Below are 15,977 nucleotides of genomic sequence, written 5' to 3' on the forward strand. Positions count from 1 at the left end.
GCGCGGCAGCCAGGGTGCGCGCGTCGGGCGCGCCGCCCGGGCGGCCGCAGGCGGCCAGGACCAGCATCGCGGCCAGCAGCAACGCGGCCAGGCCGCGACTGCCGCCCATGTCCCCGCCAATTCCCCGCAGAGCCGTCACCCTCAGCCCGCGGCGCGCTGTTCCAGCACCTCGAAAGCAGGCAGCTTCTTGCCCTCCAGGAACTCCAGGAAGGCGCCACCGCCGGTGGAGATATAGCCCACGCGGTCAGCGATGCCATATTTGGCGATGGCCGCCAGCGTGTCGCCGCCACCGGCGATCGAGAAGGCCCTGGACTCGGCAATGGCATGCGCCAGCACCTGCGTGCCGTTGCTGAACTGGTCGAATTCGAACACGCCGACCGGGCCGTTCCACACGATGGTGCCGGCGGCCTTGAGCTGCTCGGCCAGCATCTGCGCGGTCTTGGGGCCAATGTCGAGGATCATGTCGTCGTCGGCCACTTCCTTCGCGTCCTTGACGGTAGCCGTGGCGGTGGCGCTGAATTCCTTGGCGCACACCACGTCCACGGGAATCGGCACCGAAGCGCCGCGCGCGGCCATCAGGTCGATGATGGTGCGGGCGTCGGCCACCAGGTCCGGCTCGGCCAGCGACTTGCCGATCTTGAGGCCGGCCGCCAGCATGAAGGTATTGGCAATGCCGCCGCCAACGATCAGGTTGTCGACCTTGCTGGCCAGCGTCTTGAGGATGGTCAGCTTGGTGGACACCTTGGAACCGGCCACGATCGCCACCAGCGGGCGCGCAGGCTGGCCCAGGGCCTTGCCCAGCGCATCGATCTCGGCAGCCAGCAGCGGGCCGGCACAGGCGATGGGGGCGTACCTGGCGATACCGTGGGTGGTGGCTTCCGCGCGGTGCGCGGTGCCAAAGGCGTCGTTCACATAGACGTCGCACAGCCTGGCCATCTTCTGCGCCAGTTCGTCGCTGTTCTTCTTCTCGCCCTTGTTGATGCGGCAGTTTTCCAGCAGCACCACTTCACCGGGCTTGACCTGGCTGACTTCGCCGGTGCCGTCGACCCAGTTCTGCACGAGCTTGACGGGCTTGCCGAGCAGTTCGCCCAGGCGCGCGGCTACGGGGGCAAGCGAATCCTCGGGCTTGAACTCGCCCTCGGTGGGGCGGCCCAGGTGCGACGTCACCATGACGGCGGCGCCGGCCTTGAGGCAAGCCTCGATGGCGGGCACCGAGGCGCGGATACGGGTGTCTTCGGTGATATTGCCGGCGTCATCCTGCGGCACGTTCAGGTCGGCGCGGATAAAAACACGCTTGCCGGCAATTTTGCCTTCGGAGATGAGATCGGAAAGACGCAGGACAGAGGTCATGGCGGTGGCTGGGGAGCGAAAATCGGGGAAAATCGGCATTTTACCTGATCGCAAGAGCCATTTTGCGTGATTGGAACCACGATGCACCCTGCCGCGGGTGCTGCAATCGCCGCATGCGGCGAACGACGTGCCGCGTCCTTGCAACGCACCCCCTGAAAGAAGGGTGCGACAATCGGCCTGCGTCTCGTACGCTCATGTCGAAGCGCGCGATGTATGCACAAAAATATGCACGCAAAAACATAGCCGGAGGCCCGCTACAGACGGGACCCAAGGCACGGAGCCGGGCACGCCCGAAGATAAGCGGCGTCGGCGCCACACGGCTGATGCCGTTGTCGCGAAGGCAGGGGGGGTAATCATGAACGAAGACATGCACGGGGCAATCCGTGGCTTGTACGAAGGGATTCTTGACGCGCAGGCGTGGCAGCAAAGCCTGTACACCATGAGCGGCATCGTTGGCAGCGCGCATGCATCGATGATCGTGCGCGACACGGACCGCGACCTGATGACGGTCAATGAAATGGTGCGCCCGGTACAGGAGTTGTTCAGCGCCTACGAAAAGGAGTTCCACGAACTCGACCCGGGCAAGCTGTTCGCCCACAACCTCAGCCCCGGCGAGTGGTACATCGACGTGCGCGATTTCGGCGAGGGCGCGATGCAGCGCAGCCCGTTCTACCGCGACTTCTTCCACCGCTTCGGCCTGTGCTCCTATGCGGCCTGCCTGGTGGAGCGAAAGCCGCACTACGAAGTGTATTTCTCCCTGCAGCGCGCGTTCTCGCAGGGCATGTTCACGGCAGCGGACGTCAGCGCGCTGGACTGGGCGCTGCCCCATATGCGCAGCGCCATAGCCATGCGCGACCGTACCGTCGAGCTGTCCACGCTGGCGCAGCTATCGGCGCAAATCCTGGAACGGCTGTCGTTTGGCGTGATCGCCTTCTCGCCCGAGCGCCGCGTCTTGCTGAGCAACAGCATTGGCGAGCGCTGGGTGCGGCGGCTCGACCCCGCCGGCAAGACCAGCGAGTGGCAGCTGTCGCGCTCGCTGCCGGACATGATAGCCGCGGCCTGCTCGCTCCTAAGCACGGTGCCGGCACAGGCCGCGCTGGCACGCCATGCCGATGGCGGCAGCGCGCAGCTGATCGTGATGCCGCTGCCGCCGTCCCATATCTTTGCGCTGCCCTGGCAAAAGCCCAGTGCGCTGGTGGTGATCCATGAAGACGCGCATGCGCCGGTGCAACTCCCGCACCTGCTGCGCGAAATCTACGGCCTGACCCCGGCCGAGATCCGCCTGGCCACCCTGCTGGCCACCGGCATCGGCCTGCCCGAAGCCAGCGAGCGCCTGCGTGTGCGGCATGAGACCGCGCGCAGCCAGCTCAAGGCGGTATTCCTCAAGACCGGCGCCACCACGCAGGCCCGCCTGACACGGATGCTGACCCAGCTGAGTACCGCGCTCGGGCCCGGCACGGGAACCCCTGCTCCGGAATCCGCGCCCGACGCTCAACCGAGCAATCGAAGCGCTGTATAGACCGCCATGCCTGCCGCGATCATGCCAACCATGCGCCGCGTCAGCAGGTAGAACACCAGGGCGACCGCCCCGGCCACCAGCTTGTAGTTGCCCGGCGCAATGGTGAAATGCCCCTGCCACGTCATCAGGTCGGGCAGGATGATGGCCGCCAGCGCCGCCGCCGGCGCGTAGCGCAGCGCGCGCTGGATGCGGTCGGGCACCGTCACGCGCTCGCCCGCCATCAGGAACAGCGCGCGGGTGACGATGGTCACCACCGCCATGCCCACCAGCGCGACCCAGATCTCGAGATGGCTCATGAACGCTCCTCCGCCGACTGGGGAGGCACCTGCGCCGCCGCATGCTCCAGCTTGCGGCGGCGGATACCGCGCAAGGTCGCCCGGGCCGCCAGTTCGTCGCTGGCCATGCCGGCCGCGATGGCGCCCACCACTGCCGCCACCAGGCCCAGCCGGTAAGGCAAGTGAAAGCACAGCAGCGCCAGGGTCGAAGCCACCGCCACCGCCAGCATCGTGGAACGCGAGTTGATGGTGGAGACCATGACCGGGATCAGCGCAAGGGTACCGGCCAGCCCAAGGCCCCAGCTATCCGGGAACGCGCTGGCCAGCACGATGCCGATAATGGACGAGACCTGCCACATGGCGAAGTTGGTCAGCGCCATGCCCCAGAAGTAGCCCTCCTTGCCCGGCTCGTGGCCCGGCGTGGCATAGCGCTGCATGAAGTAGACGAAATGCAGGTCGCCGTTGAAGGACCCCAGCAGGGTGCGGCGCCACAGCGGCAGGTAACTGAAATGCGGCTGCAGTCCCGCACTGAAGATGACAAATCGCAGGTTGACAATGGCGGCGGTCAGCCAGCCCGTCCACAACGGCAAACCCGCCGCGAACAGCGGCAGCACCGACAACTGGGCCGAGCCCGCGTAGACCAGCAGCGACATGCCGATCGCCTCGGGCACGTTCATCACCGATTTGCTCATGGCCACGCCGGTCACCAGCCCCCAGGAGAACACCGCGGGCAGGGACGGGGCGAAATAGCGCACGCCCTCGATAAAGCCGGCCCGCTCGGCCGGGGCAATACGATGCCAGGGACGCAGCAGGGCCTGGGGCGGTCGGAATGTCATGTTCTGAGGTCTTCGGGGGAAGCGGCGCCGGCTCCGCCACAGTGGAAAGCCTGGGGCACGTGAGTTGCCCGACGGGCGGGGCGCGCGGGCAAGGCCCCATTATAGGGCCAGCCCCGGCCGCTCGTAAGCAACCGCTTAACAGATTCGCCGTTGCCTTTGGCCGGGCTGCCTGCAAATAAAAAGCCCCCGCATGCGGGGGCCCTGCAGGTGGGGACGGCCGTGCGGGATTCAGTCGATCGAGGCGCCCACGCTCTTCACCACGCCGGCCCACTTCTGGCGATCCGCCTTCACCGTGGTCCGGAACTGTTCGACCGTCTCGATCCGCGGCGAATTGCCGGCATCGATCAGTTTCTGCCGGATCGCGGGCGTTTCCAGCGCGACCTTGACGGCGTCATTGATCTTCTTGCTGATCCCGGAATCCAGTCCCTTGGGTCCGAAAAAACCAAACCAGATGGTGCTGTTAAACCCGGCCAGGCCACTCTCGGCAATCGTCGGCACCTCCGGGATCACCGCCACCCGGTTCCTGGTGGTCACGCCCAGCAGCCGGACCTTCCCCGCCCTGTATTGCGGCAACACGCTCTGCACCTGATTAAAAATGCAGCAAACCTCGCCCTTGAGCACGGCCTGCAACGCATCCGGGCCGCCCTTGTACGGCACGTGGACCATGTCCAGGCCGGCGCGCGCGTTGAACTCGGCAAAGGCCAGGTGGGTGCCGGTACCGTTGCCGGTGGACGCGTAGTTGTACTTGCCCGGATTGGCCTTGACCTTCTCGATGAATTCCTTCACCGACTTCACGTCGATCACGGACGGGTTGACCGTCAGCACATTGGACACTTCCACCAGCGGTGCCACGGGCGTGAAATCGGCCTCGGCGTCGAACGGCAGGCTCTTGTACAGGGCCGGGTTGATGCCGTGGGTGGCGGCGGTGCCGAGCAGCAGGGTGTATCCGTCTGGCTTGGCGTGCGCGACCACTTCGGAGGCCACGTTGCCACCCGCGCCGGGGCGGTAGTCATAAATGATGGTGGTCTTGAGCGACTTCTGCAGCGATTCCTGCAGGGTGCGGCCGACCATGTCCACGCCCGAACCGGCGGTAAAGCCCATCAGGATGGTAATCGGCTGGGCGGGCCATGCCGGGTCCTGGGCACGGGCCGGCGCGGCCAGCGTGCAAAGCGCGGCCAGGGCGCCCAGAGCGGCTGCCAGGCGCGAAACCGGGCGGGAAACAAGGGAAATGCGGCGGGATGCAATGCGGAGCATGGGGGTTCCGTCGGAAAAATGAATGCGGGTCGGGGCTGCCGGCCGGGGTCTGGCGCCCCGGGCCAAAACAGCAAGATACCAACGATCCGCCGCATTACCAACGATGGAGTTCGCTTGAAGGTATGCCATGTTGGTATAAGCAGACATGGAACGGAATCGCGATGGGCAACGACGCCCCTAGTTGCGCAGCAGACCCACCAGTTCGTCGATGTCCGGCAGCGCGGCCGCCGTGCCGGTCAAGCCGTCCCCGCCCTCCCCGATCTCCAGGATGCCGTCGGCCAGTGCCCGCTTGCCGTGGTGCAGCGCGAGGATGCGCTCCTCGATGGTGCCCGCGCTGATCAGCCGGTACACCGTCACCGGCCGCTGCTGCCCGATGCGGTGGGCGCGGCCCATGGCCTGGTCCTCGGCGGCCGGGTTCCACCACGGGTCGGCGATGATCACGTAGTCCGCCGCGGTCAGGTTGAGGCCGAAACCACCGGCCTTCAGGCTGATCAGGAAGACATCGCCCTGCCCCGCCTGGAAAGCCGCCACGCGCCGGGTGCGCTCGGCTGCCGGCGTGGCGCCGTCCAGGTACTGCCACGCCAGCCCGGCCTCGTCCAGTCCCCGGCGCAGCAACTGCAGGAAGTCGACGAACTGGCTGAACACCAGCGTCTTGTGGCCGTTGGCGGCCAGTTCGCCGGCCAGTTGCACGAACGCGCGCACCTTGGCGCCCTCCTGCCCCAGATCCAGTTCGGGCGTGACCAGACGCGCGTCGCAGGCGGCACGGCGCAGCCGCATCAGTTGCGCCAGCACATGGATGCGTGCCTCGGCGCCGGGCTGGCCGGAGGCGGTCCGGCGCGCCTTCGGGCCGCTGACCGCTGCCTCGGCTTCGGCCAGCGCCTGGCGGCGCAGCGCTTCATAGTGAGCCGCCTCGACCGGCTCCGGCTCGATGCGCAAGACCAGTTCGGTGCGTGGCGGCAGTTCGTCCAGCACCTGGGCCTTGGTCCGGCGCAGCACAAACGGCGCGATCATGCGGCGCAGCCGCTGGGCCGCCTCGCGCACGCCGTTGCGCTCGATCGGCACGGCAAAGTGTTCGTTGAAGCGGACCAGCGAGCCAAGCAGGCCCGGGTTGCAGAAGCGTATGATCGACCACAACTCGGCCAGCCGGTTCTCCACCGGTGTGCCCGACAGCGCCATGCGGAAGCCGGATCGCAGCTCGAACATCGCCTGCGAGCGCTTGGTGGCGGCGTTCTTGAAGGCCTGCGCCTCGTCGGCCACCACCGTGTGCCATTCCCGCTTGCAGAACGCTTCCCGGGCCTGGAGCAACAAGGTGTACGAGACGATCACCATGTCATGCGGGCCGGCCTGTTCCAGCAAGGCCGCGCGCTCGCCCTCGGCATAGATGTGCACGCGCAGCGTCGGCGCGAAGCGCCGCGCCTCCTCGGCCCAGTTGCCGCAGACCGAGGTCGGCGCGATGACCAGCGCGGCGCCGCCGTCCGCCCGCGCCAGCATCACCGCCAGCGCCTGCAGGGTCTTGCCCAGTCCCATGTCGTCGGCCAGGCAGGCGCCGAAACCGGCTTCGGCCAGCGACATGGCCCAGCGGAAGCCGTCCTCCTGGTAAGGCCGCAACTCGGCGGCAAGGTTGGCAGGCAGCCGGGCATCGCCGTCGCGCGCCCGGCGCAGGCGCGCCACGCGCTGGCGGAAATGCGTGTCGGGATCGATTCCCGCGCCGGCCAGCACATCGTCCAGCCAGGGCGCCGCCATCAGCGGCACCTTGATGCCGCCGGGCACGCTGTGCGCCACGCTCGCGAGGTCGCGCAGCCGCGCGCGCAGGCTGCGCGTGAGCGCCACGTAGACGCCCTGGCCCATCGGCATGAAGCGCCCCGCATGGCTGCCGGCCCACGCCAGCAACTGGCCGAGCTGCAGCACCAGCCCCTCGGCCACGCTCAACTCGCCGACCAGCTTGAACCATTCGCTCTCGGTTTCGATATGCACCGCCAGTTGCGGGATGTCGGCGCCCACCACCCGTATTTCCTTGCCCCTGGGCCACTCCACCGCCAGCACGCCAGGCAGCCCGGGCAGTTGCTCGACCACCGACAGCGCTTCCTCCGGGTCGGCCAGGGTCCAGTCGTATTCGCCGCTCTCGGGCGAGCGCGGCACCAGGAAAGGCAGCGCGTCAAAGACTTCGGCCACGTGGCTCAGCTCGGACTTGAGATCGCGCACCGTGGCGAGGCTCTCCCCCTTGACCGCCGCCATCAGCCGTTCGCGCCCGCTGCCCGGCGCCAGCCGTGGCCCGAGCGGACCAAGCGGCGTCACCACCAGGCGCAGGGCCAGGCCCTCGCCCAGCGGCGACAGTTCGGCGCGCAGACGGCTCTCGGTTTCGAGTTCGCGGGCGCTGCCGTCGTGGTCGGAGTGCACCTGGAAATGGCCGGACAGCGCGCGCAGCGTGGCGTCGAGCTGGGCATGTGCTTCGGCCGGCACCGCCAGCCCGTCGGCGATCAGTTGCGCCGCGCCTTGCTGCGCGGGCGTCAGCCGGATCACGCGCAGGCGCTGCGAGCCTTCGCGCAGCACGGTGATCTGGCGCAAGGCCTCGGCATCCGCGCGGCTGCCGGCGGGCAGGAAGCTGTCCAGCGCCGGCGCCTCGCGCACCGGCGGCGAGACCCGCAGCGTATAGCGCCCGCCCTGGCGCACGACTTCCAGCGTGGGCGCCCCTTCCACCACTTCCAGCGTCTGCTCGGGCGCTTGCGCCAGCACGACGGCAGGATGCCCGACCAGGGCGAGCATGGCCGCGGCGCGATCGAGTACGTAGCGCCGGTGATAGGACTGGTCACGGCGGACCGCGCGGGCTACGCGGGCATCCCAGGGCTCCAGGCGGTCGTCCTCTGCGAGCCGGGCCAGCGGCAGCGGCCGCGGCTTGTTCCAGCCGCGCGGACCGCGCAGCTGCTCCAGCGGCTCGATGGTGCCGAGCGCGCCGTCGGCGTCCAGGCTAAGCGCCCACAAGATGCGGCTGGCACTGGCGCCGTCGGGCGCGCGCGCCTCGCCCGCGAGGGCCTGCAGCGCTTCGAGCGCCAGCCGCCAGCTCTCCTGGCGCTGGCCGGCGAAAAAGGCGTCCGGCACCGGCTCGCCGGCCTCCAGCATCCGGGCCGCATTGAGTTGCTGCCCGAACCAGCGCAGGCCACAGGCTTGCAGACGGACATGCAGGCCGTCGATGGCTTCGGAGCGGACCGCCGCTGGCTGGCGGCGTCCGCTGGCTTGCGCCACATCGCCCAGCCAGGCGCGCAGCATCACGCGCCAGAATTGCGCGAGCGGCGGCACTTCGGGACGCAACTCAAATGCGGCTTCGTCCAGGCGAGCGTCGCCGCGATGCACCGCGAGCGCATGACACCACAGCCCCCAGCGCCCGGTAGGCGCAGGGGTGCGCGAGCCGGCTTCCGCCTGGCAAAACTTGCGCGCCTGCTCGAGGTGCGCGGGCGTGCGCTGGGCGAGCAAGGACAGCGGGTAGTACGGCGCCAGCGCGGGCGACAGCAAGCCGGTGCGCTGGCCGCGCTCGGTTCGCAGGCTCTTGAGCGCGGCTTCGAAACCGGCCTGGGCCCCCGCCCAGTCGCCATCCCCGGCATGCGTAAAGGCATGCAGCGCCAGCGCCTGGCCGCTGCCGGGCACCGTGGCCAGCACCGCCAGCGCGCGCTGGCGCTCGCCGCCATACAGCAAGCCCTCGGCCAGCACCCCGCGCAACCGCCCCGGCACCGTGGCGAATTCGCCGTCGCCGCGTGCCTGCGCATCGGCCAGGTAGTCCAGATAGGGCCGCAGGGCCGGGTCCCAGTCCGCATACAGCACATCCAGCACGGCGTGCAGCATGCGCCAGCGCCACGGCGATACCACCCGCGCCAGCGCCGCCGGCCCGCCGCTGCCCTGCGCCGCGGATACCAGCAGCCGGGGCAGGCCGGAACCCGGCTCCCACGGCGCCAGCAATTCGTCGATCTCCGCCTCCGGCGCCCCGGAGAACAGCATCCCGCGCAGCCGTTCGGCGCGCACACCGGCAAGCGGATCGGAATCGGAGGCGGCGGGTCGTGATGATGGCGAAAGGGGCACGGGTGGCGGTGGCGGCATACACAATGTGACGATTTTAGACCCCCGCGGGCCCGCGCCCGCGTTGGCACAAGGGGGCACGGGGTTTACAATGCTTCCTTTGCATTGCTGACGGCGCTAACGGAGAAGAACCATGTCGATGGCGGATCGCGACGGAAAAATCTGGATGGACGGCAAGTTGATCGAGTGGCGCGACGCCAAGATCCACGTGCTGACCCATACCTTGCACTACGGCATGGGCGTGTTCGAAGGCGTACGCGCCTACAAGACGCCGGCCGGGACCGCGATCTTCCGCCTCAAGGAGCACACTCGCCGCCTGTTCAACTCGGCCAAGATCTTCCAGATGCAGATACCGTTCGACGAGGCCACGCTGGCGGCGGCGCAACTCGAGGTGGTGAAAGCCAACCAGCTCGAATCCTGCTACATCCGCCCGCTGGTCTGGATCGGCTCTGAAAAGCTCGGCGTCTCGGCCAGGGGCAACACCATCCACGTGGCGATCGCCGCATGGCCCTGGGGCGCTTACCTGGGCGAGGAAGGCATGGAGCGCGGCATCCGCGTCAAGACCTCCTCCTTCACCCGCCATCACGTCAACGTCTCGCTCGTGCGGGCCAAGGCCAGCGGCTATTACATCAACTCGATCCTGGCCAACCAGGAAGCCACCAGCCTCGGCTATGACGAGGCCCTGCTGCTGGATACCGAAGGCTATGTGAGCGAAGGCTCGGGCGAGAACGTGTTCGTGGTGCGCAACGGCGTGATCTATACGCCTGACCTGGCCTCGTGCCTGGACGGCATCACCCGCGACGCGATCCTCACCATTGCCCACGATCTCGGCATCGAGGTACGCGAGAAGCGCATCACGCGCGACGAGGTGTACTGCTCGGACGAAGCGTTCTTCACCGGCACCGCCGCCGAAGTCACGCCGATCCGCGAGCTCGACGACCGCGTCATCGGCGAAGGCCGGCGCGGCCCGGTGACCAAGCGCATCCAGGATGCCTTCTTCGCCGCCGTCGGTGGCACCAGCGAACAATACAAGCACTGGCTGACCCTGGTCTGAACACCGGCCAGCCACTTACCTAGTCCCGACAAAAGACCAAGTCCATCCCCGCAACACCATGACGCAAACCGCATCCGTAATCGAAATCGGCGCAGAAGATCTTCCCCTGCACTGCCCCACCGGCAATACGCCCGCCTGGAATTACCATCCGCGCGTCTTCCTCGACGTGACCGACACCGGCGAGGTGAAATGCCCGTACTGCGGTACCGTCTACAAGCTCAAGCCAGGCACCGTCATCAAGGGTCACCACTGACACGGCTCACGTTTCACCGCACCACCCCGATGCTCCGGCCCGCCAAGCGGCGCGCCGGAGCGTTGGCGTGCGTGGCGCGCGCAGACCGCGCCACGCCCATTCTTCCGGCAGCGCCCCATTCATGAAAAAAGCCCTCGTCATCGCCCCCAACTGGATCGGCGACGCCCTGATGGCGCAGCCGCTCTTCGCGCTGATGAAAGCGCGCCATCCGCGCCTGCAGATCGACGCACTCGCCCCCAAATGGGTGGCGCCGGTGCTGGCACGCATGCCCGAGATCCACCAGGTATTCCCCAGCGAACTGGCGCACGGCAAGCTGCAACTCTCCGCACGGCTGATGTTCGCCCAGCAGCTCAAGAACGAAGGCTACGACGCGGCCTACGTGCTGCCCAATTCGCTCAAGTCGGCCCTGATTCCCTGGCTGGCCGGCATCCCGCTGCGCGTGGGCTATCGCGGCGAAGCGCGCTTCGGCCTGCTCAATATCCGCCACGGCAACCCGCCGCGCGACCACCGCCCGCCCATGGTCGAGCATTACGCGCGGCTGGCGCTCAAGCCAGGCGCGCGCCTGCCCGAAGACCTGCCCGAGCCGCGCCTGCGCATCGACCCGGTGCGCATGGCCAAGACCGCGGAGCGCTTTGGCATTGCGCCGCAGACACGCCTGATCGCCTTCTGCCCGGGTGCGGAATTCGGCCCGGCCAAGCGCTGGCCGGCGGCGCACTTCGCGGAACTGGCGCAGATGCTCAAGCGCTCATTCCCGTATGCGCAGATCATCACGCTTGGCTCGCCCAAGGATGCCGAGATCGCCGCCGAGATCGTCAAAGGCGCGCCGTTCGTGCGCAATCTCTGCGGCCAGACCTCGCTCGACGACGCCGTCGACCTGCTGGCGATGGCCGAAGGCGCCGTATGCAACGACTCCGGCCTGATGCACGTCACCGCGGCGCTGAACCGGCCGCAGGTGGCGGTGTTCGGCTCCAGTGACCCACGCCACACTCCCCCGCTGTCGCAGGCTGCGAGTATCATGTGGCTGCAGCTCGAATGCAGTCCGTGCTTCAAACGCGAGTGTCCCCTCGGACACTTGCGGTGCCTGAAGGACATCGAGCCCGAAATGGTGTTTGTGGAGCTGCGCAAGCTCCTGCACCGGGCCTGAAGCGCTGACCCGCCGTTCGTAATCATCCGGCCAACGAATCCCTGAGCCCAGTCCACCATGCCTCGTTTTGCCCGCCTGTTCGATTCCGCCGAAGACATCGTAGAAGCCTTTCGCGAGGCCATGAAGCTGCGCGATGCGGACGGCGCCCTGCGCCTGTGGCTGGATGAGGACTCGGTAACGTGCGTGATGCCCGACGGCCAGCGCCTGATCGGCCACGAGCACCTGCGCCAGGCCTTCGCGCAGTTGCTGGCCTTGCAGCCAGTGCTGATCGACGTGATCGAGACCAGCAGCCATACCTCGATGGGTGTCGCCATCTTCGACGTGACCGAAGCCCTGCGCTTCGGCGACGACCGCATCGAAGCCGACCTCTACGTGCACACCACCTATGTGCTGATGCAGAACCACGAGGGCTGGCGGCTGGCGCATATCCATTGCAGCCCGGCCAACGCCAGCCAGGTCGCCACCGTCAGCACGGCGCCGGGCCAGGCGCTTCACTAGGATCTGGCGCGGCGTCACGGCGTCACGGCGCCCGGCAGCCCGCCAGCCAGATTCCGGCATTCCAGGCATGAGCCAGCTTCCGCCATCGCACCACCGCCCTCCCGGGGCAGCGTCACCCGCTCTGGCCACCTCCTCGTTTGGCGGCGGCCGCCGCATGCCGTGGTGGCTCTCCGGCGGCCACGCCCAGACCATCATCCCGGCGCGCTTCACGCAGCGCCCTGCGCGCGTCGCCTTCAAGCGCGAGCGCTGGATTGCCCCCGATGACGACTTCGTCGACCTGGACTGGACCACGCATCCGGTGACGCCCGACACCCCGCTGCTGGTGATGTTCCACGGCCTGGAAGGCGACTCCGGCAGTCACTACGCGCAGGCCATGATGCATGCGCTGGCCGCGCGCGGCTGGCAGGGCGTGATCCCGCACTTTCGCGGCTGCTCGGGTGAGCTGAACCTGGCCCCGCGCTTCTATCACTCCGGCGACTCGGAGGAAATCCACTGGATCCTGGAACGCCTGCACCGGCAGTATTGCGCGCATGGGCGCAAGCTGCTGGTGGTCGGCATCTCGCTGGGCGGCAATGCCCTGCTGCGCCTGCTCGGCGAACAGGGCAGCGGCGCGGCCTTCATCGGCGCCGCGGCGTCGGTGTCGGCGCCGCTGGACCTGGCCGGCGGTGGCGCAGCGCTGTCGCAGGGGTTCAACATGCTGTACACGCGCATGTTCCTGCAAACCCTCAAGCGCAAGTCCCTGGCCAAGCTAACGCAGTATCCCGGCCTGTTCGACCGGGAAGCCATGCTAGCCAGCCGCGACCTGTACGCCTTCGACAATATCGTCACGGCGCCGCTGCACGGTTTTCGCGACACCGACGATTACTGGGCCCGCGCTTCCAGCAAACCCGTGCTCGGCGGCATCGCCGTGCCCACGCTGGTGCTCAACGCGCGCAACGATCCCTTCCTGCCGGCGCGCCACCTGCCGGGCCCGGCGGACGTCAGCCCGCAGGTCTGGCTCGAGCAGCCCGAGCACGGTGGTCACGTCGGGTTCATGACGCCGCGCGAAGATATGCTGCGTGTGTTGCCGGTACTGCCCTATGCGGGGCATATCGAGTGGCTGCCGGCGCGCATCCTGCGGTTTTTCGACGCCGTGGCCTAGCGCGCCTGCGCAGCCCCGCATGCCGGTTGCGAACGGATGGCAAAGCCGGGCGGCCACCTGAATGAATGCGAGCGGAATGCCCTTCATGGACGGCATGAACGGCCCCGCAAGGAGACAGCGACGATGGATGATTCAGTCAAGCAAGCAATGGCCCGCTGGCCCAACGTCCCCAACTGCTACGGCTGGCTGGCGCTGGACCGGCGCGGGCAATGGCGCATGCGCAACGAGTACGCCCAGCAGCACGGCCTGTCCGGCGACCCGATCCGGCACGAAGCGCTGATCGCGTTTATCGAGCGCAACTACCAGCACGACGAGCGCGGCGCCTGGTACTTCCAGAACGGCCCGCAGCGCGTGTTCGTGTCGCTGGCCTACGCGCCGTGGATCGCGCGGCTGCATCAGGGCCAGCTGCGGACCACATCGCAGCGCGCCTTCACGCTGCGCGCCTGCCATGCGGACGAGCATGGCAATGTGCTGCTGGCCGGCGAGGTGGAAGGAGAAAGCGGGGATGCGGGCAAGCTGCAGGTGGCGCTGCTGCACGACCATGACCTCGATGCCTTCAGCAGCGCCTGCACCTGGCACGGCGAGGCGTGCGGCGGCAATCTCGGCGTGTTTCATTTCGACGGTACCGACGTGGCGATCGAACCGATTGTCGAAGACGAGGTGCCGACGCGCTACGGCTTCGTGCGCCAGCCGCTGCCGCCCGCGGGCGAGCAGGCCGCCTGAGCGGTGGCGGCGGGAACAGCAGTAGCGGGCGTGGCCGTCAGTTAGGCATGCCCTTGCTGTCCTGCTTCTCCTCGCGGAACTGGCGCTCCAGCTGGTGCAGGCGCGCGTCGACCTCCGACAGCGTGTAGAAATCGCCATCGCCCGCCTTGCGTGCGATCTGCAACTGCTCGATGGCGGCCTGGTAGGCGCCATCGACCGCATATTTTTCCGCCAGCGCCTGGTGCTGCTGCACGCGCCGGCCCTGCGCGGCATAGGCCCGCGCCAGCATGTCCCACCACTCGGAACGCGCAACCTCTTCGCGCGTGCGTTCGCGCAGGAAGGTCACCGCCTGGTCCGTCCGGCCGGCGCCGAGCAAGGTCGCCGCGTAGCTCAGCGCCACCGCGTGCGACAGCGGAAACGCCTTCATCGATACCATGGCCTGATTCAGCGCATCCTGCTGCCGGCCCTGCGCGCGCGCCAGCTCGATCGCCATCACATCGAGCATGGCGCTGCCGGAAGTGGCGCCGGGAATATTGCCGTACAGCCGGCGGGCTTCGGCCAGGGACTGCTCCGCGGCAGTGTTGCGGCCCAGCCGCTGCTCGGCGAAAGCCATCCCGTAATACAGCGCCGGCAAGCGCACCGGCGAAGCTGCCGCCAGTTGCGTCTGCAGCGCGGCACGCACGTTCTGCAAGTCGCTGGGCGTGGTTTCCTGGATGATGCGGGCACGCATGCGAGCGAACTCGTATTCCGGGGTATTCGGCACCTTGCGCACCGCCACATGGCTTACGCGGTCCTGCATGTCGGCGATCCGCTCCGAGGTGAGCGGATGGGTGCGCACGTAGGCCGGCACCGAATTCTCCGAGATGCCCATCACGCGCTGCAGCCGCTTGAAGAAATCCGGCATGCCCTGCGGATCGAACCCGGCTGCGGTCATGATCTGGAAGCCGACCCGGTCGGCCTCCCGCTCCGCGCCGCGTGAGAACGACAACTGGTTGGAGATCGCAGCCGCCTGCCCGCCCATGGCCAGCGCCGCTGCCGCATCGCCGCTCTTGGTGGCCGCCAGCCCCGCGAGCACCATCGATGCCAGCGAGATCCACATCGACTGGTCCTGCGTGGTGATGCCGCGCGCGATATGCCGCTGCATCACGTGGCCGATTTCGTGGCCCAGCACCGAAGCCAGCTCGGACTCGGTATCCGACTGCACCAGCAGGCCGGTGTGCACGCCGATGTACCCGCCCGGCAGCGCAAAGGCATTGATGGTGCGGTCGCGCACCGCGAACAGCTCGAAGCCGGTCGCGAAGGTGCCGGCACCGTTGGAGCCGGAGATGTTCTGCCGGCGCGCCGCCTGCACCAGGCGATAGCCGAGCATGTTCAGGTAATCGGCCAGCAGCGGATCCGACACATAGTCCGGATCGCGCCGGATATCGCGCATGATGCGATCGCCCAGGCGCTTTTCCATGTCGGGCGTCAGCGACGCCGTGGACGGGTCTCCCAGGTCGGGCAACTGCGCGCCGTTGGTCTCCACCACCGTGTTGTTGCTGCGCAGCCCGAATTCGGACTTCTGCCCCGCCTTGACGCTGCGGTTCAGGTTGTCGTAGACCTGGTCGCTGCCACCGCCATCCGTCCCCGTGGTGGCGGCTGCGGCGGTGCGCGCGGGATCGTTCAGTAACACGCGCTGCTGGGGCCAGGCGGGTAACGCCATCGTCAGCGCCAACAGTGCCGCCAGCGAACGGCGCGCAAAGCGCCCCGGTTTCGCGCGCGCGCGCAGGGGTACGGCTGCGGGAACGGCATCTGCATGGCGCACAGGGCCCATGCGAGATTTGAGGCGCGCCTGTCGGGCGGGCGAGGAGAGCGCTCCGGCGAGCGTTTGGTTCTTGCGCATATTG

General features: G+C 68.1%; 13 protein-coding genes. 7 read left to right on the plus strand and 6 right to left on the minus strand.

What is annotated here, in order from left to right:
- Nucleotides 1–141: 141 nt before the first annotated feature.
- Nucleotides 142–1,350, minus strand: a complete 1,209-nt coding sequence (locus CF70_RS21450; protein ID WP_035869489.1) for a phosphoglycerate kinase — start codon at nucleotides 1,348–1,350, stop codon at nucleotides 142–144.
- Between the two features lie 355 nt (nucleotides 1,351–1,705).
- Here CF70_RS21450 and CF70_RS21455 point away from each other — a divergent pair, with 355 nt between their 5' ends.
- On the plus strand, nucleotides 1,706–2,869 hold the full coding sequence (locus CF70_RS21455; protein WP_051648750.1) for a helix-turn-helix transcriptional regulator: 1,164 nt from the start codon (nucleotides 1,706–1,708) through the stop codon (nucleotides 2,867–2,869).
- On the opposite strand, the gene CF70_RS21460 is transcribed toward CF70_RS21455, so the two are convergent.
- From CF70_RS21460 to CF70_RS21475, 4 genes are all read right to left on the minus strand, one after another.
- Nucleotides 2,842–3,165, minus strand: coding sequence for an AzlD domain-containing protein (locus tag CF70_RS21460; protein ID WP_035869280.1), 324 nt, complete (start codon nucleotides 3,163–3,165; stop codon nucleotides 2,842–2,844). The two genes, CF70_RS21455 and CF70_RS21460, sit on opposite strands and share 28 nt — an antisense overlap.
- Nucleotides 3,162–3,980, minus strand: coding sequence for an AzlC family ABC transporter permease (locus tag CF70_RS21465; RefSeq protein WP_035869281.1), 819 nt, complete (start codon nucleotides 3,978–3,980; stop codon nucleotides 3,162–3,164). Before CF70_RS21465 ends, CF70_RS21460 begins: the two co-directional genes overlap by 4 nt.
- A gap of 228 nt (nucleotides 3,981–4,208) precedes the next feature.
- A complete protein-coding gene (locus CF70_RS21470; protein WP_051648753.1) occupies nucleotides 4,209–5,234 on the minus strand; it encodes a Bug family tripartite tricarboxylate transporter substrate binding protein in 1,026 nt (341 codons plus the stop codon).
- Between the two features lie 177 nt (nucleotides 5,235–5,411).
- Nucleotides 5,412–8,351, minus strand: a complete 2,940-nt coding sequence (locus tag CF70_RS21475) for a DEAD/DEAH box helicase (protein WP_035869495.1) — start codon at nucleotides 8,349–8,351, stop codon at nucleotides 5,412–5,414.
- Nucleotides 8,352–9,432: 1,081 nt separating this feature from the next.
- Here CF70_RS21475 and CF70_RS21480 point away from each other — a divergent pair.
- The 6 genes from CF70_RS21480 to CF70_RS21505 all read left to right on the plus strand — a co-directional run bounded on the left by CF70_RS21480 (nucleotide 9,433) and on the right by CF70_RS21505 (nucleotide 14,112).
- Nucleotides 9,433–10,353 carry a branched-chain amino acid transaminase gene (locus CF70_RS21480; protein ID WP_035869284.1) on the plus strand — a complete coding sequence of 307 codons (921 nt, stop codon included), beginning with the start codon at nucleotides 9,433–9,435 and terminating at the stop codon, nucleotides 10,351–10,353.
- Nucleotides 10,354–10,411: 58 nt separating this feature from the next.
- The gene (locus CF70_RS21485) at nucleotides 10,412–10,606 is read left to right on the plus strand and encodes a zinc-finger domain-containing protein (protein WP_035869287.1); all 195 of its coding nucleotides are present in this window, start codon (nucleotides 10,412–10,414) and stop codon (nucleotides 10,604–10,606) included.
- Nucleotides 10,607–10,727: 121 nt separating this feature from the next.
- Entirely contained in the window at nucleotides 10,728–11,750 is a 1,023-nt protein-coding gene (gene waaF / locus CF70_RS21490) for a lipopolysaccharide heptosyltransferase II (RefSeq protein WP_035869289.1), read from the plus strand.
- Nucleotides 11,751–11,807: 57 nt separating this feature from the next.
- Nucleotides 11,808–12,248, plus strand: a complete 441-nt coding sequence (locus CF70_RS21495; RefSeq protein ID WP_035869293.1) for a YybH family protein — start codon at nucleotides 11,808–11,810, stop codon at nucleotides 12,246–12,248.
- Between the two features lie 67 nt (nucleotides 12,249–12,315).
- Nucleotides 12,316–13,389, plus strand: a complete 1,074-nt coding sequence (locus CF70_RS21500; RefSeq protein WP_035869295.1) for a YheT family hydrolase — start codon at nucleotides 12,316–12,318, stop codon at nucleotides 13,387–13,389.
- A gap of 123 nt (nucleotides 13,390–13,512) precedes the next feature.
- Nucleotides 13,513–14,112: a DUF2946 family protein gene (locus tag CF70_RS21505; protein ID WP_035869298.1), complete on the plus strand. Its 600-nt coding sequence runs from the start codon at nucleotides 13,513–13,515 to the stop codon at nucleotides 14,110–14,112.
- A gap of 37 nt (nucleotides 14,113–14,149) precedes the next feature.
- Here the strand turns inward: CF70_RS21505 and CF70_RS21510 are convergent, their stop codons facing one another.
- On the minus strand, nucleotides 14,150–15,904 hold the full coding sequence (locus CF70_RS21510) for a M48 family metalloprotease (RefSeq protein WP_081862280.1): 1,755 nt from the start codon (nucleotides 15,902–15,904) through the stop codon (nucleotides 14,150–14,152).
- Nucleotides 15,905–15,977 lie beyond the last annotated feature (73 nt).

The organism is Cupriavidus sp. SK-3 (assembly GCF_000611145.1).
In the GTDB taxonomy this organism is placed as follows: Bacteria; Pseudomonadota; Gammaproteobacteria; order Burkholderiales; family Burkholderiaceae; genus Cupriavidus.